The sequence below is a fragment of the Ochrobactrum quorumnocens genome (genome assembly GCF_002278035.1).
GTDB lineage: Bacteria > Pseudomonadota > Alphaproteobacteria > Rhizobiales > Rhizobiaceae > Brucella > Brucella quorumnocens.
Genome location: NZ_CP022604.1, coordinates 2,295,124 through 2,319,245, shown reverse-complemented (window position 1 = coordinate 2,319,245; position 24,122 = coordinate 2,295,124). Strand labels below are relative to the sequence as shown.

The window sequence follows — 24,122 nt, the reverse complement described above, 5'->3', positions numbered from 1 at the left end:
GCCGACTTCACGGCACTGTACCGGAATCATCTAAAGCGGTTTCGGTTCGAACGGAATTGTCGGAACTGCTTTAATTGTTTGTTTTTACGCATTATCCAACACAAACCGCCACGCAGTTTTGCTGGGAAATGCACAATACGATTACGAAGAAGGTCGAAAAGACAGAATGAACAAGACTGCGGGTTGGATTAACGGATTTCTGGGGGTTCTCATTTTTAGCGGGTCGTTGCCTGCAACGCGTCTGGCGGTAATCGATATCGACCCGACCTTCCTGACCATGGCGCGAGCGACGATTGCCGGCCTTCTGGGCCTGATACTTTTGCTAGCCTTTCGCGAGCCTTTACCACGTCGCAAGGACGTTATGTCGTTGATCGTTGTCGCCTTGGGTGTCGTTGTTGGATTTCCATTACTAACCGGTATTGCGCTGCAATACATGACATCGGCGCATGCAATTGTCTTTATCGGTTTGCTGCCACTGTCTACGGCTCTGTTTGCCGTGTTGCGCGGTGGTGAAAATCCGCGCCCTCTGTTCTGGCTGTTTTCCGTCGCAGGGGGCCTCATCGTTGCATCCTACGCTTATGGGCAAGGCAGCCAGTCCACACTGCTCGGCGATGTCTTGATGCTCGGTGCAATCATTGTTTGTGGACTTGGTTATGCAGAAGGTGCGAGCCTTTCGCGCAGGCTGGGTGGTTGGCAGGTGATCTGCTGGGCGCTGGTCTTCTCACTGCCGGTGATGATGCCACTCAGCATCCTGACGCGTCCTGAAACTTGGTCCGGTATCGGTGCGATGGCATGGGGCGGGCTTGCCTATGTCACGCTGTTTTCGATGCTGATAGGCTTTTTCTTCTGGTATCGCGGGCTTGCACAGGGCGGTGCTGCGGCAGTCGGACAGCTTCAGTTGCTGCAACCGTTCTTCGGTTTGATGTTGGCCGCATCCATTGCCGGTGAACCGGTGAGCATGGGCATGGTGTTGACCGCTGGTGTGGTTGTGCTGTGCGTGGCGGGTGCAAAGAGGTTTGCTTAGCTAAATAAACGCCCAGACCGTCGTGCGCTTGACCTCTGCATCCTCAAGCGCACGCGTGACAGGCACCGTATAGACGGCAAGCTGTTCGAGCCGCTCCTTCGGCAGATAGGCGCGGCCGGGATCACCGACGATGATGCGGGCACCACGCGCTGAGAGCTGTGAAAACCATGGGGTCAGACGATCAGCGAGCGGTTTGTCATAAAACACGTCGCCCGCAAGCACCACGTCCCAGCCGTGATCCTGATCGATCAAATCGATGAGTGCCGGTGTGATGACAACACTGTTTGCTGCTGCATTGATTTCGATGGCTGGAAGCGCAAAGGGGTCAATGTCTGAAGCCAAAACCCTTGTAGCGCCCACTTTCATTGCCGCAATGGCAACAAGACCTGAGCCGGATGCGAAATCCAGTACGGTTTTGCCTGCGACTGCATGCGGATGGTCGAGAATATAGCGCGCAACACCCTGACCGCCCGCCCAGGCAAAAGCCCAGAAGGGAGGCGGCAGGCCGATGGTTGCCAGTTCTTCCTCGGTTCGATGCCAGAGGTCGTGAGCTTCGTCGGCCAGATAGAGCTGGATTTCCGGCACATGGGGCGGCGTTTGCAGACCAGTATTGGCCAGTATGAAATCGCGCGCGCCCTTCTTTGCCGGATCAAGCATCAAGCATGTCTCCCAAAAGTGGAAACCGGTTTTGGGAGAAAGACATGCATCAGATGTCTTTGGCGTCCAGCCCACCCATGCGGCAAACTTCGATCCATTCGTCTTCGGTCACTGGTTGAACCGAAAGGCGCATGGAAGTGACAAGCGCCATCTTCTCGAGCTTGGGATTGGCTTTCACATCTTTCAGCGTGACGGGCTTCGGCACATCGCGCACAGCCTTGATATCCACGCAGTCCCAGCGCGGATCATCGGTGGTGCTGTCAGGATGCGAAAGAGCACAGATTTCGACAATGCCCACCACTTCCAGACCTTCGTTGGAATGGTAGAAGAAACCTCTGTCGCCAATTTTCATGGCGCGCATGTTGTTACGTGCCAGATAGTTGCGCACGCCGTCCCACTGCTCGCCTTTTTCGCCACGGGCTTTCTGCATTTCCCATGACCATTTGAACGGTTCGGACTTGAACAGCCAGTAAGCCATCATGTTACCTTCAAGCGTTTGCGGGATTGTTGATGGCCCAATTCCATGGACGAACGGCCACATCGGCAAACAGGCCTGCCAGCGCATAGGGATCATTGGCGGCGATCTTTTCGGCTTCTGCCTTGTCCGCTGTTTCAACGACAACGAGGCTGCCATTTGGTTTGCCATCTTCACCAAGGAAGGGGCCTGCGAATTTCAATCCATCGCCAAGGCCCTTGAGATAGTCGAGATGGGCTGGGCGCGTATCAAGGCGCACCTGCAGATGGTCGGGCTTGTCGTTGCATAGAAGAGCAAAAAGCATCGTTCGCTAACCTTTTTGTTTGAGCATTATCCTACACAAAACCGCTTCGCACTTTTGGCTCAAATGCTTAATCCTCGGTCTTGAGTGGTCTGTTGAGAAGGGCCGTCACGGCCTCATCGATGGTGATTTTTCCAGCAAGAAGCGCTGCAACCGCTGTTATAATCGGGGCAGGGACCTCATGTTTTTTGCAGAGTTCGGCAGCGATTGGGGCTGTAGCCACGCCTTCGGCCAGTGGGCGATTGGTAAGGTCTTCACCGCGACCGATAGCAAGCCCGTATGAATAATTGCGCGATTGTGACGAAGAACAGGTCAGCATCAGATCGCCTAGGCCTGAAAGCCCCATGATGGTTTCAGGCTTTGCACCCATAGCCTGCGCAACACGGCGCAATTCGGCAAAGCCGCGGGTTACGAGTGCTGCCTGAGCGCTGGCACCATAGCCGCGCCCGATGGCAGCGCCTGCGGCCAAAGCCAGAACGTTTTTAAGCGCACCGCCGATTTCAACGCCCTTGAGATCCGTGGTGGAGTAGCAGCGAAAAGCTGGGCCGGAAAGCGTTGCCGCAAGCTGGTCTGCAATCGCAGCATCTTCGCAAGCGATAGTCACAGCTGTTGGCAGGCCTCGCGCCACATCGGTTGCGAAACTCGGGCCGGAAAGAGCGCCGATTGTGTGATTGGGCAGAACTTCAGCCACTACTTCCGACATAAGGCGCCCGGTCTCGCGCTCAATGCCCTTGGCGCAGAGAATGACGGGTGCTGATTGCGGAATAAGGGGGCTTAGTTCCTGCAGCCCTTTACGCATTACCTGTGCCGGTACAACGACTAGAACGATGTCGGCATCTTGGAAAACCGCTTTGGCGTCCGTGCTGGCGCGAATGCCTTCCGGCAATTCGATCTCGCCCAGATAAGCAGGGTTGCGGCGCTCATTGTTTACATGTTCAACCGTTTTGGTATCACGGGCATAAAGCCATGTATCGTGGCGGCTGATGGCTGCCATGGCTGCAAGTGCCGTTCCCCATGCGCCGCCACCAAGGACGGCAATCTTAGCGCGCTCACTCATGCTTTTGCCCCACGACGTCCAGTGCCAAACATGGGCGCAGATTTCTCATCAAGTGGCCAGCGCGAGCGTGGTGCGAGACTGAGCGAATCGGGGCCCTTCGTTGCGGCACGTTCCGCACCTGCCCAGGCGATCATCGCCGCATTGTCGGTACAAAGATTGAGCGGAGGCGCTATGAAGCTGAAACCATACTTGCTGCAAAGCGCTTCAAGCGACGCGCGTAATGTCTTGTTGGCGGCGACACCGCCTGCAACGATCAGGGAAGGTGTTGCGCAGTCGGGAAACTCTTGCTTGAACCGTTCCAGCGACCGCTTGACGCGATCCGACAAAGTGTCTGCGACCGCATCCTGAAAAGATGCGCAGATGTCGGCCACGTCCCGATCAGAAAGCGGAGCCAGCTCTGTTGCGGTCTGGCGCACAGCGGTCTTGAGGCCCGAGAAGGAGAAGTCGAGCCGTGCTTCGCCCTTAAGCGGCCTTGGCAATGGAAAACGCTTGGGGTTGCCTTGCAATGCCATGCGTTCAACAGCAGGACCACCCGGATAAGGCAGGCCGAGCAATTTGGCCGTCTTGTCGAAGGCCTCGCCTAGCGCATCATCGATTGTCGTGCCGAGGCGCGAATAATCACCCAAACCACGCACGAGAACCATTTGCGTGTGGCCACCGGAAACCAAGAGTAGCAGATAGGGAAACGGAAGATTGTCGGTCAATCGTGCGGTAAGCGCGTGGCCTTCCAGATGATTGACCGCATAGAATGGCTTGTTTGCAGCCATGGCCATGGCTTTGGCGGTCATCAGACCGACAATCAACCCGCCAATGAGACCGGGACCGGCTGTTGCGGCAATCGCATCGACTTCATCGAGAGTTAGGTTGGCGTCTTTGAGTGCGCGTTCTACCAGCTGATCAAGCGCTTCGACATGGGCGCGTGCGGCGATCTCTGGCACCACGCCGCCATAGGGTTCGTGTTCGGCGATCTGGCTGAGCACCACATTGGACAAAATATGGCCTTTACCGTTTTCGTCGCGTTCAACGATGGCGGCGGCTGTTTCGTCGCAACTTGTCTCTATTCCAAGAATGCGCATTTGCGGTTAGACCCTGCCTGTCTCATAATTTCACGTAATATTTTCCGGAAACCCGGTATCATGGACGGCACGATATGCAAACAGCATCCTTGAAGATTGGCAGCTTGAAGATCGGCACTCGGGGCAGCAAGCTTGCTCTCGCTCAGGCCTATGAAACACGCTCCCGGCTGATTGAAGCGCATGGTTTCACCGAAGACGCCATCGAAATCGTACCAATGTCCACTGCTGGTGATCGCATTCAGGATCGCTCCTTGTCGCAGATCGGTGGCAAGGGCCTGTTTACCGAAGAGATTGAATCGGCACTGAAAGATGGTCGCATCGATCTTGCTGTCCATTCTACCAAGGATATGCCGACTGTTCTGCCGGAAGGTCTTCATCTTTCTGCATTTCTTGAGCGCGAAGATCCGCGCGATGCTTTTGTTGGCCGCACATCAAAGCGCTTTCTCGATCTGCCGCAGGGTGCGGTTGTGGGTTCGTCGTCGCTGCGTCGTCAGGCAATGATCAAGCGCCTGCGTCCTGACATTCAAGTGGTGATGTTCCGTGGCAATGTCCAGACGCGTCTTCGCAAGCTTGAAGAAGGCGAAGTGGATGGCACATTGCTCGCTTGTGCCGGATTGAAGCGACTGGACCTCGCCGATGTGATTACCGATATTCTGGACCCTGAAACTTTCCTGCCTGCACCCGGGCAGGGCGCTATAGGCATCGAAAGCCGTATTGGCGACGAAAAGATCGATACATTGCTGAAGCCGCTGGCGCATCGTGACACGCATGTAGCACTTGCCTGTGAACGCGCATTTCTGGCGACCCTTGATGGTTCCTGCCGCACGCCGATAGCGGGCCTTGCGATTGTTGACGGCGACAAAGTCTCTTTCCGTGGAATTATCCTGACACCTGATGGTCGCGAGGCGCATGAAGTGACGGCAGAAGGTTCTGCCGCCGATGCCGCTGAACTTGGATCGGATGCGGCCAAGCGCGTGCGGGCGCAGGCCGGTGCAAAGTTCTTTGAGGGCTGGGAGTAACATTGGCGGAACAGCGGAAGACTATGACCGGGGGGCGTGTTTTGATCACACGGCCAGAACCGTCGGCGTCATTGACCGCGGCAAAGCTTGCCGATCTTGGGTTTTCGCCTGTTTCTCTGCCGGTTAGCCGTACGGTCGCGCTTGAATTTTCGATCAAGAATCAGCTGTTTGACGCGCTTGTCGTGACGAGTGCCAATGCGTTTCGGCATGTGCCAAATGAACAACTTCAACCGTTGAAAACTTTACCATTGTTTGCTGTTGGTGAGGGTACAGCGCGTGCCGCACAGGAAGCAGGTTTTCGGACTGTGATTGAAGGCGGCGGTGATGCTGTACGCCTGGCTGCGAAGATGGCGGAAGTTTTGCCGAAAGGCGCAGAGGTTCTTTATCTCGCAGGACGTGTGCGCCAGCCCGTCTTCGAACATCAGGTGTCGAAGACGGACCTTACTATGATAGTCCGCGATGTCTATGGCATCGAGACAATCGACTATTCAGTCAATGAAATCAAAACCGCCCTCGACCAAGGTCCTTTTGTCGCGGTGCTGGTTTATTCTGCTGTCGCTGCAAAATTGTTTGTTGAACTGATGCAGAAAGCTGGCGCGCAGTTTGACGTAAAAACGCGGTTTCTATGCATTTCGGGGCGTGTTGCCGATTGCTTGCCAGAGGAATGGCGCGCGCAGGCACTGATTGCGGATCATCCTGATGAGAGCGGTATTTTTCGTTTGTTTTCCAAACTTTGACTCTTTTGCGCGCAACCTTCCTTCATCTCGTGATTTTATCTGATAAGCTTTAGAGACATTCTTTGCACTACGAGAGGACCCATGGCGAAATCCGGCACTCCGCGACATTCCAAACCGGCCCGTCAGCCCGTGACGATCAATCTCGATCCGTCAGATGTTAAACGCGTTGACGAAGCGGCAAAACCACAGGCGACACTTCAGGCGACACCGGCAGCCGAGCCAGTAGGGGATTTCTCGAAGATGACCGATCCAAAACCCGCCGCCGCTGCTACTCCAAAATTTGAACCCAAAGTGGAAAAGCCTCCCTTTAGAGCCGGTGTTAAGCCTGAAGGCTCAAGGGAAGCCCCGCGCACCACTGCATCAGTGCCGCCAGTGTCGGAAAAGAAATCTGGCTCAAGCGGCGCTTATCTTCTGGCGGGTGTCGCTGGTGGCGTGATCGCTCTTGGGGGACTTCTTGCTTTGCAATGGGGCAATGTGGTGCCTTCGCCGGGATCTCGCGTAACTGCCGAACAATTGGCGCGTATGGAACAACAGATTGCGGATCTGCGTACCAATCCAGCGCCAGCGCCTTTGGATGATGCCAGCAAGACGCAACTTGCCGATTTGCAGAAGAATGTCGAAGCGGCAGAAATCAAAGCGGAAGCTGTTGCCGGAAGCCTCACCGAAATTCAACAGCAGTTTGCGGCGCTGCCAAAGGCAGGGGAAGGCGGTTCTGCTCCCGCTGATGTTTCAGCGTTGACCGAACGTCTCATATCGCTTGAGCAGCAACTGAGTGATGCGAAGAATCAGGCCGATCAGGCCGCAGCGGGAGTTTCGGGCAATAGCGGCACGATCTCCAGCCTTGAGCAAAAACTCGTCTCGCTTCAGGACAAGGTGAGCGAGAGTGCGCGCCAACCCGATGCATCGGCGCTTATTGCGGCCAATGCACTGAAGACAGCGATTGATCGCGGTGGTTCGTTCAAGGCCGAACTTGAGACTTATGCATCTGTGGCACAGCAGGATAAGTCGGTCGAAGGATTGCGTAGTTTTGCTGATAGAGGTGTTCCGACCATTGCCGATCTCAACGCATGGTTCGGGCCTGTTGCAAACAACATAATCGCCACAGAAAACAAGCTACCTGCCGATGCAGGCGTTTGGGATCAACTGGTGGCCAGCGCCAAAGGTCTCGTTAGCGTGCGCCCTGTCGCGGGAAATGTGAGCGGCATCGGCGTTGGCCCCACCACAGCACGTATGGAGGCGGCACTTCATGCCGGTGATCTTGAACGGGCAATCTCCGAATGGGAGCAGCTGCCTGCTGATGCGAAGGCTGCGTCAGAAGAGTTCGCAAGCCAGATGAAAGCGCGGCACAATGCCGATGCATTGATCCAGCGTCTTGTGACCGACAGCCTCAAGCCAAAAACCGCAACAGACGCCACGGCGCCAAACTAAGGAGGCGTCGTCCATGCTGCGTGTGATATTTTACTTCGCTATTGTCGTCGTTCTTGGATTTGGCTTTTCGTGGCTCGCAGATCGTCCGGGTGAGCTCGACGTCACTTTTGCAGGCAATCATTACAATGTGCCGCTGATCACGGCCGCTGCCGGTGTGGTGGCGATTGTTGCTGTTATTCTGATCCTTTGGTGGCTCATCAAGAGCATCATCCAGTCGCCTTATACACTGCGCCGTCATTTCCGTGCCCGCAAACGCGACCGGGGTTATCAGTCCCTGTCGACCGGATTGATTGCGGCCGGTGCAGGTGACGCGGAAGCGGCACGCCGCATGAACAAGCAAGCAGCCAAGCTTTTGAACTCTGATCAGGAGCCATTGATCAAGCTTCTTGAAGCCCAGACAGCAATGCTCGAAGGCCGCACCGATGACGCCCGCAAGGGCTTTGAAGCCATGATTGAAGACCCGGAAACCAAGCTGCTTGGTCTGCGCGGTCTTTATATCGAAGCGCAACGCGTCGGCGCGCGCGAGGCCGCTCGTCATTATGCGGCAGAAGCTGCAAAAGACGCACCACAGCTTGAATGGGCATCCTCTGCCGTCATGGGCCAGCTTTGCTCTGAAGGCGATTGGGACGGTGCATTGAAATTGGTGGATGCCCGTAAACAGGCACTCGCTCACAGCAAAGATGTGGTGAAGAAGGAGCGCGCAGCGCTTCTCACAGCCAAGGCGATGGCGACGGTTGATGTGGATCATGCACATGCTAAGGCCATCGCGCTTGAAGCCAATAAGCTTGCGCCTGACCTTGTGCCTGCGGCCATTGTTGCTGCACGCGCGCTGTTTGCCGACGGCGAAGTGCGCAAAGGCTCGAAAATTCTTGAAGCCGCGTGGAAGCGTTCACCGCATCCTGATATTGCCTCGACCTATGTTTATGGTCGCGCAGGCGACACGGTGCAGGACCGTTTGAAACGAGCGAAACATCTGGTGACGTTGCGTTCAAACAATGCTGAAGGCAGTCTGGCACTGGCGCGTGCTGCTTACGAGGCAGGTGAATATCGTCTTGCGCGTGACAATGCAGAACAGGTATTGCGTGGCTCTCCGCGTGAAAGCGCTTATCTGCTGCTTGCGGACATTGAAGAGGCTGAGACAGGCGATCAGGGCAAGGTACGGCAGTGGCTTGCGCAGGCTGTTAAAGCGCCGCGCGATCCTGCATGGACGGCAGATGGTTATGTTTCTGAGCAATGGTCGCCGGTGTCTCCGGTAACAGGTCGTCTCAACAGCTTTGAATGGAAAGTGCCAGTAGAGCAGCTCTCGCCATTGATCGAAGTGGGAAAGCCGGAAATCGCTAAAGCGGTGGCTGATCACGTTGGGGAAAGCCGGGCAATCGTGCCGGTGGAGAAACCTCAGCCAAAATTCGAAGATGTTGTCGAGGCGGAAGTGGTTGTGCCGGAAGCCGAGCCGGTAAAGGTGAAAACCGCACCGTCGCCACCAAAAATCGCTGAGGTCGAAAAGTCAGCTGTGATTGATGCCGTTTCACCAGAACGTGCTGAAGACGATACCGACACTGTGAAAAACCGCACAGCGCATATCATTGTCGATGATCCCGGTGTGGATGAAAGCAAGTCATCCCAGAAGACACAGAACGGGCTGCGACTGTTCTAAAGCATTAGTCTGAAATGTGGAAACCGCCGTCGTTGGGAAATCCGTTCACTGGCTGATTTATGATTCAGCTTTGATGGGAAGACGGAGTGCGTAACGCCGATATGATAAACACGGGCACTTTCGGTGCTTTTAGGGGGGCAAAATGTTGCCTAAAGACCACGGCGACACCGCCTTGAGCTGTTGAAACGCGGCTAAGTCGGTTTGTTGTCTTGTGCCTTGTGACCAGCTCGCTACTTTCAATGCTTCTAAAGAGCGTCGGCTTGCCGATGTATAAGTGTTTCTGTGGCGAGGGTGAATGTTCGAGCGTTTGCTGGATTTTCTGAAAGAATTGCCGGGCAACGGTTTTCGTGAGCGTGGCGAGAAATTTTCCGATACCGATCCAAGACTTGCGGCTGCTGCCCTGCTGTTTCACATCATGGATGCGGACGGTGAAACGCGTGAAAGCGAGCGCGCAAAACTCTCGGCTATGCTTTCGCAGAAATATGGCCTCAAAGGCGATGCGCTTAAAAAACTGATCAAGGCTGCGGAAGAAGCTGATCAGGAATCGATCAGCCTCTCAGATTTCACTTCCGTGCTGAAGCGCCATCTCGATTATCAGGCCCGCGTCGATTTCGTGGCCTTAATGTGGGAGCTTGTTTACGCGGATGGGATCGTCAGTGAAGTGGAAGCCGATGTGATGTGGCGCATTGCCCATCTCATTGGCATCACCGAACAAGATCGCAATATGATCGAAGCGCGTGTCCATGCAGCCAATAAGAGCGTGCCAGAGGTCTGACACGCTCAGAAAATCAAGTTCTGCCCTGAAGATTGCGTGCTTTACGCAATTGCGGGAACATCACGGCCCAGGCCGCTGCGACGGCGATCGACCCAACGCCGCCAATCACCACCGCAGGAACTGCGCCAATGGCGGCAGCCATCAAGCCAGCACGGAATTCACCCAACTCGTTTGAAGCGCCCACAAACACCATGTTGACCGCGTTGACACGACCGCGCACATGGTCGGGCGTCCATAGCTGCATCAGGGTTTCACGGATATAGACGCTGATCATATCAGCAGCACCCGCCAAGGCGAGAGCGACGATCGAAAGCCATGTCAGTGTCGAAACGCCAAAGATGATGTTGAACAAGCCGAACAGAGCGACAAAGACGAACATTACACGTCCGGCATGATCGCGAATCGGATGGCCAGCAAGCCAGATTGCCGTGAGAACGGCACCAATGCCTGGAGCGGAGCGCAGAAGACCAAGCCCCCAAGGGCCGAGGTCCAGAATATCGCGGGCATAGATCGGTAGAAGCGCAACAGTGCCCCCAAGCAGAACCGCAAAGAGATCGAGCGAGATGGCACCGAGAACGATCTTCTCTTTCCAGATATAGCGGAAGCCTGCAAGCATGGTGGAGAGCGAGCGTTCTTCTGTGGTTGTATGCTGTTTGGGCTTCGGGATGGAGAAGATCAGGATAGAACCAGCGATCAGGAATACGGTCGCCACGCTATAGGCAGCGAAGTGTGAGACGCCATAGAGCAATCCACCTGCAACCGGGCCGACAATGGTCGCCACTTGCCATGCCGATGCATTCCAAGAAACGGCATTGGCGAAATCCTCAGTCGGAACCAGGTTGACCACGAGGGAGGCAGACGATGGTCCGAGGAACGCGCGAGCAACGCCAAAGATCAGCAAGGCTGCAAAGACGGTCAGCGGTTCAAACAGTCCGGTGAGCGTCAGGACGAGCAATATTGCTGTGACCACGCTTTCAAGAATGAGCGAAAGCCCCATGACGAGCCGTCGGCCAAAGCGATCGGCTGCGGCACCTGTGAACAGCACAAGCAGCAATGCGGGCAGGAACTGTACCAGCCCGACCATACCGAGATTGAAAGCATCGCGGGTCTGATCATAAATTTGCCAACCGACAGAAACACTAACGATCTGGACAGCGAACGCGCTCAGAAAGCGTGCGGCCCAATATTTCTTGAATGAAGTATGGCGGAATGCGGCATAGCGGTCCGCATGGGAAGCATCGGTGCTGGGGGACATTGCTCAGGACATCTGTAAAAGGGAATTTCTTCTTACCGCAATTTTTAGCGGGCAATGATCACTTTTTCTTGGAGAATCCCACGGTTCTGCAACATAAGCGGAGTATTTTCCGTCTGTTACTGATCGGGAAAAGCAAAAAGGCCGATATAAACCGGCCTTTTCGATGATTGTGTATTGTGTTTGCTGATCAGTCTTTACCGAGCAGACCTTTCCAGATGATGGCGCCAATCGCTGCACCAACAAGTGGAGCCACCCAGAACAGCCAGAGCTGACCAAGAGCGCCAGTTTCTGCAAACAGGGCCGCAGCTGCAGAACGGGCTGGATTGACCGATGTATTGCTGATCGGGATCGAGATCAGGTGGATCAGGGTCAGAGAAAGACCGATGGCAATCGGTGCAAAGCCCGATGGTGCGGTTGATGAAGTCGAACCGAGAATGACGATGAGGAAGAACGCCGTCAGTACGATTTCAGCAATCAATGCCGCTGTGAGGCTATAGCCGCCGGGTGATAGCTCACCATAGCCGTTGGACGCAAAGCCACCCGCTGTGAAGCCAGTCTTGCCAGTTGCTATGAGATAAAGAACCGCTGCCGCAGCAACGCCGCCAAGAACCTGTGCAACCCAGTAAGGAATGAGGTCTTTTGCTGGGAAACGTCCGGCAACCAGAAGGCCGAGCGAGACGGCTGGATTGAAGTGGCCGCCGGAAATGCCGCCGACGGCATAAGCCATCGTCAGAACGGTCAGACCGAAGGCGAGAGCAACGCCAGCAAAGCCAATGCCCAATTCAGGATAGGCCGCAGCGAAGATCGCGCTGCCGCAACCACCGAAGACGAGCCAGAATGTTCCGAAAAATTCCGCAGACAGTTTGTTCAACATGGAAGTCCCCAGTGTTGGTGTAGTGATAAATGCCAGTGCGAATCAGATGACTAAATATACAGTCGAGTTTTTCTTACATCAATCGTGCATAATTGGGCGATAGGATTGTGATATTTGTCAGATATTGCAATGATCACAGTAAATTTCACGTTGATTTCAATTTGTATTAGAATGTTCTTTTAAATGGTTCCAAACTTTCAAAACGACCCGAAAAGCCCATAAATTGGACGCTTTTTGGCCTTAATTTAAATCATGCTTGGTTTTGTCTTGTATATTGCGGCCGCAGCGCCACGCGCGTTATAAGAAACTTGTTCATGCAAATAATTGCGATGAGAACGATCTCGGCAAAGTGGGTGTTTCGTGGGGCATTATAGGGAGTTGCCAGCCTTGAATATTCAGATTGAGGCGCGAACATGCAGGTCGATTCTGCAATCCGTGATGATCGTCGCCGTTGGTGCGGTATTATCCGGTTGCACGGCCACAGCATGGTCTGAAACCGTCAGGATCGATAGCGCTCCGCCTATGCCGAAGGAATGTGCCGGCTGGCAAAGGATCGACCTCAAGCAGCGCACGACAATGGTTCTGCTGCGTGAAGATGCGCGCCTCGTGACTGATATCGATTCCCACAATCTGAAAGGCCGCAATCTCGGCTGCTGGGAGTAGCATTCGTTCACGTTAGAGCGGTTCCAATTCAGAGTAAATCGTTAGAGCCGCTCTAACTATTTGTTTTTTAATAATTTCGATAAGCAAAGCCGTTTTTCTTTTGTGGCTCACATGCTTTAATTTTTTCAATCAGGATGCAGCCGATTTGGCACTTGTCGGATCGCAGCGGGCTTTGTTGCGCTCATTCCAACAATTGCCTGAATGTTCTGCGTTATAAAAACACAATGCTCGCGCAATTTTTATAGATGATTGTGCCTGAAATAACCGCACATTAACCTCACATTAACCATGGAGGTTAAAGGTCATCTTGATATCGATTTCATCCGTAGCCCCAATCGGAATGCGGACAATTTAGAGAAGCACACCGGTGATACGTTTCGAGAATGTCGGCCTGAGATATGGAATGGGGCCAGAGATCCTCAAGGATGTCAGCTTTCATATTCCGCCGCGCTCATTCCAGTTCCTGACCGGCCCCTCGGGTGCAGGCAAGACATCATTGCTGCGTCTGCTGTTTATGGCGCTGAAGCCGACGCGCGGGCTGATCAATATTTTCGGTAAGGACGTTGCGCGGCTCGATCATAAGGAAGTGCCGCTTTTGCGTCGGCGAATCGGGATTGTATTCCAGGATTTCCGGCTGCTCGATCATATGACGACCTATGAGAATGTAGCGCTTCCGCTGCGTGTACGTGGCAAGGAAGAGGCGACTTATCGGCATGAGGTTGAGGAACTGCTGCACTGGGTCGGGCTTGGCGACCGTATGAATGTGCTGCCGCCGGTACTTTCTGGCGGTGAAAAACAGCGCGCAGCCATCGCACGCGCATTGATCGACCAACCCGAACTGTTGCTCGCGGATGAGCCGACAGGCAATGTCGATCCGCCGCTGGCGAAACGCTTGTTGCGGCTTTTTGCCGAGCTTAACCGCTCAGGCACCGCTGTCATCATTGCGACGCATGATCTTTCCTTGATGGACCAGGTCAATGCACGGCGCATGGTCCTCGAACATGGGCGGCTCGACATCTATGATTGAAGCTGACAAAGACTGGCAAAGAGCTCTCCGGAAGGTCATGGACGACCTGTACATACGCTTTGAAGACCTCAAGGATATGCTGATGGTCCGCATCGGTAAGCGCAGGAAGCGGCAAGGTCCAAGTCCAATCGTGCCTGATGGAAGCGTGACGGGTACGGCGCTGGTGATTGTGATCGCGATCATGACATTTCTTGCCTGTCTCACCCTTGGTGGCGTGACTTTGGTGCGTGCTTCGGCGGCCCAATGGCAAAGCCAGATTGCGCGCGAGGCGACCATCCAAATCCGTCCGGTTGACGGACTTGATATGGACAAGGCACTGCAGGACGCGAGCGGCATTGCGCGCGGCTTTGCGGGCGTGAAAGATACCAGCATCATCGACAAGGATGCGACCGCACGCTTGCTTGAGCCATGGCTTGGCAGTGGCCTTAACATTGATGAATTGCCGGTTCCGCGTCTGGTCGTTGTCACCATCGACGAGAACACACCGCCCGATTTTGAAACCATGCGCGCTGAAATTACCCGCGCCATTCCGAGCGCAAGTTTTGACGACCATCGCACATGGGTCGACAGACTTGTTTCGATGGCCAATACGACGGTGCTGATTGGTACAGGCGTCTTGTCGCTTGTGGTGGCAGCAACCGTTCTGACAGTTATCTTTGCCACCCGGGGCGCCATGTCCGGTAACGGTCATATCATCGAGGTTCTTCATTTCATTGGCGCAGAATCGAAATTCGTCGCGCGCGAATTTGAATGGCATTTCTTCCGCACAGCTCTTAAAGGCGCGCTGTTTGGTGGCATGGCTGCCATGTTTGTGTTTTTCGTCTTCTCATGGTGGGCGTCGCGACATATGGGGACCCCGGCTGCGGATCAGGCCGCTGCGATGTTTGGCAATTTTGCCATTGGACGTGACGGCTATATTGGCGCGGCTGCGATCATCATTCTGGTGAGTGTGCTGACGATGCTCACAAGCCGTCTGACAGTTATTCGCCAGCTTTCTACGATGGATGGCCCGGGAGTGCGGGCCGAATGACCGCTTTATTTGCTAATACCGATCGGAAATCACGAATTTCCGGCAACTTTCCGAGTTATCGCCGCAATGATGGCTATGATAACAAGGTGAGTGAACGCAAGGTTCAGCAAACGGTATCGGCGGGGCGTTCGGAAAGCGTTGATGCAGTGGCAGGCAGAGAAGCAAAGGCTGAAGCGCATATTGGCGCTGTGGTGTGGCGCCGCAGCCGCACAACGGATGCGCCGTCGGTACTTTCGCCATCCCTGCTTGCCTTGGTCGTTGGTAAATTCTTATGGTCTGTCCTAATGCGTGTATTTCGACGACTCCAGCCTATTTCCATTGTGCTTTTTCTGGCTCTTGTCGCCTTTCTGATTGGCTTTGTGGCCTTCAGCGAGAAGGTAACCAGTATGCAGTCGCCTGTGTTGGGTGAGCCTGCTGACGCGATTGTCGTGCTGACAGGCGGACAGTCGCGCATACAGGCAGCGCTTGATCTTCTAAAAGGAAAACAGGGCAAGCGTTTGTTGATCAGTGGCGTTCATCCGTCCACCACGGAAAAATCGCTACAACGTGCCACACATACCGAACAAAGCCTGTTCGACTGTTGCGTCGATCTTGACCGTTCCGCGCTCAATACAGTGGGAAATGCGACTGAAAGCGAACGCTGGATCCGCGCAAACAACTATCATCGTGTGATCGTCGTTACCAATAATTACCATATCCCGCGCAGCATTCTTGAGATGTCATACCGGATGCAGGATGTAGAATTTGTGCCTTATCCTGTGGTGAATGGCGAAAAGCGCGCTCATAGCTGGGTGGCAGAAGGCGATACGCTCAGGGTTCTTTTCATTGAGTATGTCAAATATCTGGGGGCTGCTCTTCGCGTTGGGGGAGCCAAGATTTTCGGAAGCACATTCGAATCCTCCTAATAAAGTGACGCTGAATTGATCGTCGGGCGTTGAGATTTCCTTATGGAAAATGCTCAGCTTCCTGATATATCGGTGCCGCTGCTTTCTTGGAAAAGCTCCCAGTTTCTTTTACCTGATCTATGCGCCTCAAACTGATGCGTTGAACAGGCATAACCAAGGTTTTCGCCGATACGATGCTTCTCTATCTGCGCTCCATCCTGTTCAATATCGCCTTCTACATCGGCACTCTCGTGCAAATGATCCTCTATACGCCGTTCTATTTTCTGCTTCCCCGCAAGAAGGCCTGGATTGTTCCCAAAACCTGGGCACGGGTTAATTTGTGGCTTCAGAAATATATTGCAGGCACCGATTATGTGATCGAGGGCCTAGAGAATATTCCTGAGGGTGCTTATATCGTAGCGCCCAAGCATCAGTCGGCCTGGGACACTTATGCTTTTTTGCCGCAGCTCGATGATCCGGTTTTGATCCTCAAGCGTGAGCTGATGCGGATACCGCTCTTTGGCTGGTATGTCGCGAAGATGGAAATGATCCCAGTTGATCGCGGGTCGCGCGTCAAGGCGCTGCATTCCATTACGAAAGGCGCGCAGAAGGCCATTGCCGAAGGTCGGCAGATTCTCATCTATCCTGAAGGAACGCGCCGTTCGCCGGGCGCACCACCGCAGTATAAATATGGCATCGTGCATCTCTATGAAGCGCTGAACCTTCCGGTTCTGCCGATAGCGCACAATGCCGGGCTTTACTGGCCACGTCGTAAGTTCCTGCGTTTTCCGGGAACTATTCGTTGCCGTGTGCTGCCGCTTATTCCGGCAGGACTCGAAAAGGAAGAATTCTTACGTCGCTTGATCGATACAACGGAAACGGCCTGTGACGAACTTCTGGTAGCAGCAAGTCGTGACACCAACGCACCGCCCATGCCACCAACAGCTGTTCAACGGCTGAAAGAACTGGGTGAATAATCACTAAAACGAACAAATAACCTGATCGCGCTCTATTCCATTCAAGAGAACGACAATTCGTCGCGTTTTGTTGAACTTTCGTTTTTCTTGCGCGGAAACATGAAACCCGTTATCAGAGCGCGACACGAAAGGACCCATCATGAATATTGATGCTATCTCCATCGGCAACAATCCGCCAGAAGACGTCAACGTTATTATCGAAGTGCCGGTCGGTGGACAGCCGATCAAGTACGAGATGGACAAGAAGGCTGGCGCCCTGATTGTGGACCGCTTCCTCTACACTCCTATGACCTATCCGGGTAATTACGGCTTCGTGCCGCACACACTTTCGGAAGATGGCGATCCGATTGACGTTCTGGTTTGCAACACCCGTCCGCTGGTTCCTGGCTGCGTGATCAATGTTCGCCCAATCGGCGTTCTGGTCATGGAAGACAATTCGGGCAAGGACGAGAAGATCATTGCAGTTCCTTCGCCAAACCTGACTCAGCGTTATGCAAAGGTACATGATTATTCCGATCTTCCGGAAATCACCTTGAAGCAGATCGCGCACTTCTTTGAGCACTACAAGGATCTGGAACCCGGCAAGTGGGTTAAGATCGGTGACTGGGGCGATGAAGATTACGCACGCAAGTTCATCGTTGAAGCGATTGAACGCGCCAAGGGCAAGTAATCTGTCTTATATGTTTAAACAAAAACGCCCGGATGAAAGTCCGGGCGTTTGTGTTTGTCTGGTTAGGTATGGGCTTCTTACAGAAGTGCAGGAAGCAGCGTCGTCCACATGAACTGACGGATGAAGAAGATAATCAGCAGGACGACGATAGGCGAAATATCGATGCCGCCGAGATTGGGCAGGATATTGCGGAGCGGGCGCAGGACCGGTTCAGTTACCTTGTAAAGAAACTCGCCGATTGAAGCCACGAAACGGTTGGAAGAATTGACGACGTTGAACGCATAGAGCCATGAGAAAACGGCACTAGCGATAATAATCCAAGTATAGATATCGAGCGCCAGATCAATGGTGCGAAACAATGCGATCATAAAGGTCTCCTTGGCAATCGGAGCGGCACAGATCTTAAACTGACCCAGGAAAACCGCTCCAACCCTTTGAATCTTTGCATCGTACTGTCCTAATCCAGTCAGGCTCCGGAGCGATGCTTTAGCCGAGATGTAGCGGTTGCTTTGGGCAAGAACAAGGGCAAGCCGTGCAAGCAATGCAACTTTAATATCTCCTGTCTGCTTGCAGGAGAAATCAGGGGCAGTTTGCTACAGTTGCCGCTAGAGTTTTTCGCTATATCCGTTCAGGCACCGATTTGCCTGCGATATTCGTCGGGGGTGATACCCATCAATTTGCGGAACATGGCGATGAAAGCCGATGCGCTGGCATAGCCAAGGTCAAGCGCCACATGTTCGACTTTTGCCCCCTTTTCGAGCAGCGGCATGGCTTTCAACGTCCTTAAACGCTGTTTCCATTCAGGGAAGCTCATGCCCAGCTCTTGTTTGCAGCGACGCATCAGTGTTCTTTCGGACGTATTGGCGATCTTCGCAAGAGTGTGAAGGGTGCGATTGTCACTTGGATCATCTTCAAGGATCGACAATATCTTTTGGAGGGCTGGGTCCGTGCTCGAAGGCAGATAGGAACCCGCACATGGAGCAATCGCCAGCTGGTCGAGCAGCGTATGCAGCAGTCGTGTTTCCTGCGGTTGCTGTGGTTGCGATGGCTTCTTCATACGCAGATGTTCAAGCAAAGTGCGGATCAGTGGATTGAGGTTGAGCGCGCAGGCCTTGGCTGGAAGATCGGCGCAAAGCTCTTCGGTCACATAGAGCGAGCAGTAGCATACTTCCTGACGATTGAGCCCTTGATGCTCGATATGCGGTGGAAGCCATATTCCATATTGCGGCGGGGCGAGCAGATGGCTGTCGCCAATACGCACTTCCATTACTCCAGTGAAGGAATAGACGAACTCTCCCCAATCGTGGCGATGCATGGGATAGCGAGCAGCCGGTGGCATGCAGGCTGTGCGAAAGAACAGCCGTTCCGGCAAGGTTTCCGTAAAGGGAGGTTGATGCGTGGCTTCGAGAGCTATTACCGCCATTATGGCAATCCTGCGCTAAGGTTTGTCAGTTTCAAGCTATATGCTCTATACATGACAAGCGTACACCCATTGTTCGGATTAATCACGAGGATTCGGACAATGGAGCGTAAGCCCGTCGACACGCACGCGTTTGGAATGATGCTTCTTGTTGGTATCAGCCTCGGCTTGCAGCAGGTGCTGTTGAAGTTGACGGCTGCGGATATTTCGCCACTGTTCCAGATCGCTTTGCGGTCGGGCGTAGGGGCTACATTAATCGCCGCTATTATGATCGCGCGGCGTGAAACATTGACCATTACCAATGGGATCTGGAAACCGGGTCTGCTGGTCGGTTTGCTGTTTGCGCTTGAATATCTGTTTCTAGGGGAGGGGTTGCGACTAACCTCAGCCGCTCATGCCGTGGTTTTGCTTTATACGGCACCACTCTTCGCGGCACTCGGTTTGCATCTTCTGGTGCCATCAGAGCGCCTGACGACCATACAATGGGGCGGCATCGGCATTGCCTTTGCAGGCATCGCGATAGCATTCCTTGTTCGTGGTGAGGCCGTCCATGGTGATTTCCACGCCATGGTTATTGGCGATGGGCTTTGCCTGCTCGCGGGAGTGGCGTGGGGCGCAACGACTGTTGTGGTGCGTGGTTCACGTCTTGCAGCACTGCCAGCGAAGCAGACCTTGCTCTATCAGCTTCTAACCGCCTTCGTGACCCTGTCGGTTGCCGCATTCCTCATGGGGCAAGTGAAGATCAACTGGACCACTATGCTGATGGGCAGCTTCGCGTTTCAGTCCGTCATTGTGTCTTTTGCGGTGTTTCTGATCTGGTTTCAGCTCTTGCGGATTTACCGCGCATCCCAACTGGGTTCGCTCTCCTTCATGACACCCATTTTCGGAGTGATCTTTGGCGCGATCATTTTGGGTGAGCCGATTGAAATCAGTTTCGTGGTGGGCACGGCATTTGTGATAACGGGCATCATGATCGTGAACGGCAAAGAGGCACTGGTCGATCACTTTCGTCGATCCAGACAGAGTTGATCAGGCTGCGTCGTGCTTTTGCCTGTTCACTTTGTTGCAGATCAGATCGTTGACATGTTCAAGCGCATGATCCCGCACACGCATATTGCGCAGATGCTCAAGCGTGTTGGAAACATAGTCAACATTGGCACCGGAATCGCCCTGTGCGGAAGCAACGATTGCTGCAGCATCCTCGGCTTTGAGCGAACCGGCATATTGGATATGCCGTCGGTCGGCGACATAGGTTACAGCCTGCACATCGCGCCCGTCCGCTAGCCGAAGGCGAAGCCATTTTTCGTGATAGACCTGGTTGGACATTTCGCGTTCGCGCAAATAGACCATGACTTCGTCTGTCATATCGCCGGGTACACGGAAGGCGATGCCGAGGCAGGAGCCGCCAGCGTCCAGACCCAGCACAAGGCCAGGATGGTCAGGCGTTCCGCGATGGACATGGGAATAAATACAAAGGCTGCGACGATATCCATGCAGGCGCGCGCGCATGGTTTCGACATGGGCAAAACCGGGCCGCCACATGAGTGAGCCGTAACCGAATACCCAGAAGTCGTTCATTCGCTGATCGTCAGTGCGCCTTGTCATGATGGGAATCAATATATGTTCAATTATGGCGAGTTTTTATCGGTAATCTCAGGATATCCCGCATTTTTTGATCGACGGAACTTCACAAGACTCAATCCTGCCATAATATAGCCACCTGTTGGGGACAGCAGAACAGATGATGATGGTTTGGGCCCGAAAATGCCCCGTGCTTTGTCAACGCAACCAAGTATCTGATTGAAAGAGGCTTTTTCAATGGCGCATGCTGGAATTGAACCCATGAAATCCAGAAAGCGCCCAATTACCATCGCGGTTATCGCTCTGGTGCTTATTGCAGCCTATACGGCCGGCTGGTTCTACGTTGCGGACAAGGTCGAAGCGCGCGCTAAGGCCGATATGGCTAAGCTTGCATCGCAAGGGATCGGTGTTCAATGCGAAAACCTGCATACCGGCGGTTATCCGCTGCGCGTAAATGTGGTTTGCGCCAGCATTTCATGGCGAAAGCCTTCCGAAGGCATGTCGCTGCGTGCAGGCCGCTTTACGTCGGGTTCTCCGGTTTATGCACCACGTTCGCTGAGCAACGAATTATCTGGCCCGGCCTTTGTAGAGTTTCCCGGTATCCAGCCTCTTGAGGTCAACTGGAGCAAGTTCACCTCCAACACGCGTCTCGCACGTCCATTTCCGACCGAGATCGAGTTGAATGCGCGGGACGTCAGCGTCGGTGTGCGCACGGAAACGACAACTACAGAGCTGGTCAGCAAGCTTGAGCAGATGAACTTCCGCATGAGCAGCGAAGACAACCAACTCAAGATCAATGGACGCTTTGCAGCCCTAAAGCTTGAACCCTATGTGATTGGCAATGCCAAAAGCCCAGAGATTGACGGACTGGTCGATATAGAGATTGCCAATGCTGCGACCTTCCTCGCGCCGAGCCCTTCGCAATTCAATGAACGGATGCGCGGTCATAACGGTGTGATCAATCAAGCGTTCCTGTCTATGCCAAACGGGGCAGTGCTTTCGGTCGCGGGTCCGTTTTCGGTCGATATGGAAGGGGAGATTGATGCGGACCTGAAGGTTACGATGATCAATCCGCAATCCTTCGCACAGGCTGGACAGACGGTTTTCCCTGAGCAGGGCGGTAATATCGCCACCGTTCTTTTTGCTCTTTCCGCTATGCCGAAAGACGAAAACGGCAATCCCGTTCTCGAGATTGCCGTTCGTAAGGGAAGAGCCAGTGCTGGATTTATTCCGCTCGGTCGAGTGCCCAGCCTATAAAGCCCAGTGGATTGAATTTGACGTTTGAATCCCAACTGACACATACGCTGTTTCAAACGTCAAATTCGAAAAATCCACTAGATTCATAAACTTGCTAGTGGTCTTCTTGATTCCGACATTTGTCCAATGCCTGTATCCGAGGGATGCAAATGTCGGAATCAGACCACTAGTTCCTACTTCTGTTCGCTTGGATGTGCGGCTGCCTGACGACCGAAGTCCGGCGCATCGACTTCCTGACCCGCGTCGATAATGCCACGACGCACAGCACGCGTGCGGGTGAAGAGGTCAAACAGAGCCTCGCCGTCGCCCCAGCGGATTGAGCGCTGCAGGGATGCCAGATCTTCCGAGAACCGTGCCAGCATTTCAAGAATCGCGTCCTTGTTGTGCAGGCAGACATCACGCCACATGGTTGGATCGGAAGCAGCCAGACGCGTGAAATCACGGAAACCGGAAGCCGAATATTTGATGACTTCTGATTTCGTCACCTGTTCCAGATCGCTGGCTGTGCCGACGATATTATAGGCGATGATATGCGGCAGGTGCGAGACGATGGCCAGCACCAGATCGTGATGCTGTGGGTCCATCTGATCAAGACGCGAACCGCAAGCCGTCCAGAAGGCAGAAAGCTTATCGATGGCTGCCTGATCGGTGTCGGGCAAGGGCGTAAGAATGCACCAGCGATTGGTGAACAGCTCAGCAAAGCCTGCATCAGGGCCCGAATATTCAGTTCCTGCCAGTGGATGGCCCGGAATGAAATGCACATTCTCCGGCAGCACCGGCTGCATCTGCGCAATGACCGATGCTTTGGTCGAGCCGACATCGGTGACGATAGCGCCTGGCTTCAGGTTGCCTGCAATCTGCTTGGCAACTGTGCCAGACGAGCCGACCGGCACCGACACGATGACCAGATCGGCATCTTTGACTGCTTCCGCACTATCGGTTGAATAGCTGTCGCCGAGGTTTAGTTCCTCGGCGCGCTTCAATGTTTCGGCACTGCGCGTGGCGATGGCGATATGACTGGCCAAGCCTTCGCGACGGATAACGCGCGCCAACGATGAGCCTATAAGGCCGATACCGATGAGCGCGACTTTATCAAAATGGATTGTGGACATCGTCTTATTTCAAAAACTCGGTAAGAGCGTCCACAACGCCACGATTGGCTTCTTCAGTGCCCACCGTCATGCGCAGCGCATTCGGGAAGCCATAGCCGCCGACACGACGCAGGATATAGCCGCGCCTGGAAAGCCATTCATCCGCCTTGTCTGCCGAATGGTCAGCATCGTCGGGGAAATGCATGAGAAGGAAGTTCGTTACCGATGGCGTGACACGAAGCCCAAGCTTGGTGAATTCATCGGTCAGCCACGACAGCCACTTCTCGTTATATTCAACCGATTTCACGACATGGGCGCGGTCGCGGATTGCGGCAGCACCTGCAGCAATCGCCGCCGAGTTCATGTTGAACGGGCCGCGTATGCGGTTGACTGCATCAATGACGTGCAGTGGTGCATACATCCAGCCGATGCGCAGACCCGGCAGACCATGAATCTTCGAGAAGGTACGGGTCATTACGACGTTTTCGTTCGACGAAACCAGTTCAAGGCCGGATTCGTAATCGTTGCGGCGCACATATTCAGCATAAGCAGCATCAAGCACCAGCAGGACGTGCTTTGGCAGACCAGCATGGAGGCGACGCACTTCCTCAAACGGCAGATAGGTGCCGGTCGGGTTTGCTGGATTGGCGATGAACACGATCTTGGTGCGCGGTGTAACACCAGCAAGGATAGCATCGACATCGATGCGTTCGTCCTTTTCCCTGACGGTTACAGGTGTTGCGCCTGCGCCCAGCGTCTGGATCTTATAGACCGCAAAGCCATGTTCAGTGATGATCGCTTCATCGCCCGGTGCCAGATAGGTCTGACAGATGAGGCCGAGTAGTTCATCCGAACCATTGCCGCAGATGATGTTGCCGATGTTGAGGCCCTGAGATTCAGCGATTGCTTCACGCAGCGCTATGGCCTGACCGTCGGGATATGCCGCGAGATGCTCGGCCCAGTGTCGATAGGCCTCGACCGCATGTGGGCTGGGGCCGATGGGGGTCTCGTTGGATGAGAGCTTATAGACCTTTGCGACGCCTTCAACATGTTCCTTGCCGGGCACATAGGCTGCGATATCGAGCAGGCCTGCCTTGGGCTGGGGACGGGAGAGGTTCTGCATATTGGTCATGATTTTGGCTCCGCCAAAAGGACTGTGTTTAAGGTTACGCAGCGGGCATAAACCGCCG

The 24,122-nt window shown here is 54.1% G+C and carries 26 protein-coding genes; 14 read left to right on the top strand and 12 right to left on the bottom strand.

What is annotated here, in order from left to right:
* Window positions 1–166 precede the first annotated feature (166 nt).
* On the top strand, window positions 167–1,024 hold the full coding sequence (locus tag CES85_RS20795; RefSeq protein ID WP_095447593.1) for a DMT family transporter: 858 nt from the start codon (window positions 167–169) through the stop codon (window positions 1,022–1,024).
* On the opposite strand, the gene CES85_RS20790 is transcribed toward CES85_RS20795, so the two are convergent.
* The 5 genes from CES85_RS20790 to tsaD form a co-directional block, all read right to left on the bottom strand.
* Complete coding sequence (locus tag CES85_RS20790) at window positions 1,025–1,681, bottom strand: class I SAM-dependent methyltransferase (protein ID WP_095447592.1); 657 nt, start codon at window positions 1,679–1,681, stop codon at window positions 1,025–1,027.
* A gap of 49 nt (window positions 1,682–1,730) precedes the next feature.
* Window positions 1,731–2,159, bottom strand: a complete 429-nt coding sequence (locus CES85_RS20785) for an EVE domain-containing protein (RefSeq protein ID WP_095448001.1) — start codon at window positions 2,157–2,159, stop codon at window positions 1,731–1,733.
* A gap of 10 nt (window positions 2,160–2,169) precedes the next feature.
* A complete protein-coding gene (locus CES85_RS20780) occupies window positions 2,170–2,460 on the bottom strand; it encodes a YciI-like protein (protein ID WP_095447591.1) in 291 nt (96 codons plus the stop codon).
* 67 nt (window positions 2,461–2,527) lie between these two features.
* On the bottom strand, window positions 2,528–3,514 hold the full coding sequence (locus CES85_RS20775; RefSeq protein WP_095447590.1) for an NAD(P)H-dependent glycerol-3-phosphate dehydrogenase: 987 nt from the start codon (window positions 3,512–3,514) through the stop codon (window positions 2,528–2,530).
* Window positions 3,511–4,590, bottom strand: a complete 1,080-nt coding sequence (gene tsaD, locus CES85_RS20770; protein WP_095447589.1) for a tRNA (adenosine(37)-N6)-threonylcarbamoyltransferase complex transferase subunit TsaD — start codon at window positions 4,588–4,590, stop codon at window positions 3,511–3,513. The genes CES85_RS20775 and tsaD overlap by 4 nt, the downstream gene beginning before the upstream one ends.
* A 74-nt stretch (window positions 4,591–4,664) precedes the next feature.
* Between tsaD and hemC the strand changes: the two genes are divergently transcribed.
* The 5 genes from hemC to CES85_RS20745 all read left to right on the top strand — a co-directional run bounded on the left by hemC (window position 4,665) and on the right by CES85_RS20745 (window position 10,203).
* The gene (gene hemC, locus CES85_RS20765; protein ID WP_095447588.1) at window positions 4,665–5,609 is read left to right on the top strand and encodes a hydroxymethylbilane synthase; all 945 of its coding nucleotides are present in this window, start codon (window positions 4,665–4,667) and stop codon (window positions 5,607–5,609) included.
* Between the two features lie 23 nt (window positions 5,610–5,632).
* Window positions 5,633–6,346 carry a uroporphyrinogen-III synthase gene (locus tag CES85_RS20760; RefSeq protein WP_095447587.1) on the top strand — a complete coding sequence of 238 codons (714 nt, stop codon included), beginning with the start codon at window positions 5,633–5,635 and terminating at the stop codon, window positions 6,344–6,346.
* 81 nt (window positions 6,347–6,427) lie between these two features.
* Window positions 6,428–7,774, top strand: a complete 1,347-nt coding sequence (locus tag CES85_RS20755) for a COG4223 family protein (protein WP_095447586.1) — start codon at window positions 6,428–6,430, stop codon at window positions 7,772–7,774.
* A gap of 13 nt (window positions 7,775–7,787) precedes the next feature.
* Entirely contained in the window at window positions 7,788–9,428 is a 1,641-nt protein-coding gene (locus CES85_RS20750) for a heme biosynthesis protein HemY (RefSeq protein WP_095447585.1), read from the top strand.
* A gap of 295 nt (window positions 9,429–9,723) precedes the next feature.
* Entirely contained in the window at window positions 9,724–10,203 is a 480-nt protein-coding gene (locus CES85_RS20745) for a tellurite resistance TerB family protein (protein WP_095447584.1), read from the top strand.
* 13 nt (window positions 10,204–10,216) lie between these two features.
* Here the strand turns inward: CES85_RS20745 and CES85_RS20740 are convergent, their stop codons facing one another.
* Together CES85_RS20740 and aqpZ are read right to left on the bottom strand one after the other, a co-directional pair.
* Window positions 10,217–11,458 carry an MFS transporter gene (locus CES85_RS20740; protein ID WP_095447583.1) on the bottom strand — a complete coding sequence of 414 codons (1,242 nt, stop codon included), beginning with the start codon at window positions 11,456–11,458 and terminating at the stop codon, window positions 10,217–10,219.
* A 187-nt stretch (window positions 11,459–11,645) separates the two neighbouring features.
* Complete coding sequence (gene aqpZ, locus CES85_RS20735) at window positions 11,646–12,332, bottom strand: aquaporin Z (protein WP_095447582.1); 687 nt, start codon at window positions 12,330–12,332, stop codon at window positions 11,646–11,648.
* 387 nt (window positions 12,333–12,719) lie between these two features.
* Between aqpZ and CES85_RS20730 the strand changes: the two genes are divergently transcribed.
* The 6 genes from CES85_RS20730 (at window position 12,720) to ppa (ending at window position 17,583) form a co-directional block, all read left to right on the top strand.
* A complete protein-coding gene (locus CES85_RS20730) occupies window positions 12,720–12,995 on the top strand; it encodes a hypothetical protein (protein WP_095447581.1) in 276 nt (91 codons plus the stop codon).
* A 403-nt stretch (window positions 12,996–13,398) separates the two neighbouring features.
* Complete coding sequence (ftsE, locus tag CES85_RS20725) at window positions 13,399–14,022, top strand: cell division ATP-binding protein FtsE (protein WP_024898570.1); 624 nt, start codon at window positions 13,399–13,401, stop codon at window positions 14,020–14,022.
* 37 nt (window positions 14,023–14,059) lie between these two features.
* Window positions 14,060–15,052 carry a cell division protein FtsX gene (locus tag CES85_RS20720; RefSeq protein ID WP_404901673.1) on the top strand — a complete coding sequence of 331 codons (993 nt, stop codon included), beginning with the start codon at window positions 14,060–14,062 and terminating at the stop codon, window positions 15,050–15,052.
* Window positions 15,049–15,957 carry a YdcF family protein gene (locus CES85_RS20715; RefSeq protein WP_095447579.1) on the top strand — a complete coding sequence of 303 codons (909 nt, stop codon included), beginning with the start codon at window positions 15,049–15,051 and terminating at the stop codon, window positions 15,955–15,957. The genes CES85_RS20720 and CES85_RS20715 overlap by 4 nt, the downstream gene beginning before the upstream one ends.
* A 173-nt stretch (window positions 15,958–16,130) precedes the next feature.
* Complete coding sequence (locus tag CES85_RS20710) at window positions 16,131–16,913, top strand: lysophospholipid acyltransferase family protein (protein ID WP_095447578.1); 783 nt, start codon at window positions 16,131–16,133, stop codon at window positions 16,911–16,913.
* Between the two features lie 139 nt (window positions 16,914–17,052).
* Window positions 17,053–17,583 carry an inorganic diphosphatase gene (ppa, locus tag CES85_RS20705; protein WP_007872105.1) on the top strand — a complete coding sequence of 177 codons (531 nt, stop codon included), beginning with the start codon at window positions 17,053–17,055 and terminating at the stop codon, window positions 17,581–17,583.
* A 77-nt stretch (window positions 17,584–17,660) separates the two neighbouring features.
* On the opposite strand, the gene CES85_RS20700 is transcribed toward ppa, so the two are convergent.
* Both CES85_RS20700 and CES85_RS20695 read right to left on the bottom strand, forming a co-directional pair.
* A complete protein-coding gene (locus tag CES85_RS20700) occupies window positions 17,661–17,951 on the bottom strand; it encodes a YggT family protein (protein WP_007872091.1) in 291 nt (96 codons plus the stop codon).
* Window positions 17,952–18,211: 260 nt separating this feature from the next.
* Window positions 18,212–19,006, bottom strand: coding sequence for an AraC family transcriptional regulator (locus CES85_RS20695; RefSeq protein WP_095447577.1), 795 nt, complete (start codon window positions 19,004–19,006; stop codon window positions 18,212–18,214).
* A gap of 99 nt (window positions 19,007–19,105) precedes the next feature.
* Between CES85_RS20695 and CES85_RS20690 the strand changes: the two genes are divergently transcribed.
* The gene (locus CES85_RS20690; RefSeq protein ID WP_095447576.1) at window positions 19,106–20,032 is read left to right on the top strand and encodes a DMT family transporter; all 927 of its coding nucleotides are present in this window, start codon (window positions 19,106–19,108) and stop codon (window positions 20,030–20,032) included.
* Here the strand turns inward: CES85_RS20690 and CES85_RS20685 are convergent, their stop codons facing one another.
* Entirely contained in the window at window positions 20,033–20,608 is a 576-nt protein-coding gene (locus CES85_RS20685) for a gamma-glutamylcyclotransferase (protein ID WP_095448000.1), read from the bottom strand.
* Between the two features lie 213 nt (window positions 20,609–20,821).
* Here CES85_RS20685 and CES85_RS20680 point away from each other — a divergent pair, with 213 nt between their 5' ends.
* On the top strand, window positions 20,822–21,841 hold the full coding sequence (locus CES85_RS20680; protein ID WP_095447575.1) for a DUF2125 domain-containing protein: 1,020 nt from the start codon (window positions 20,822–20,824) through the stop codon (window positions 21,839–21,841).
* Between the two features lie 173 nt (window positions 21,842–22,014).
* On the opposite strand, the gene CES85_RS20675 is transcribed toward CES85_RS20680, so the two are convergent.
* Together CES85_RS20675 and hisC are read right to left on the bottom strand one after the other, a co-directional pair.
* Window positions 22,015–22,953 (bottom strand): prephenate/arogenate dehydrogenase family protein, encoded by a 939-nt coding sequence (locus CES85_RS20675; RefSeq protein ID WP_095447574.1) that lies wholly within the window; start codon window positions 22,951–22,953, stop codon window positions 22,015–22,017.
* A gap of 4 nt (window positions 22,954–22,957) precedes the next feature.
* On the bottom strand, window positions 22,958–24,064 hold the full coding sequence (gene hisC / locus CES85_RS20670) for a histidinol-phosphate transaminase (protein WP_095447573.1): 1,107 nt from the start codon (window positions 24,062–24,064) through the stop codon (window positions 22,958–22,960).
* Window positions 24,065–24,122: the final 58 nt, after the last annotated feature.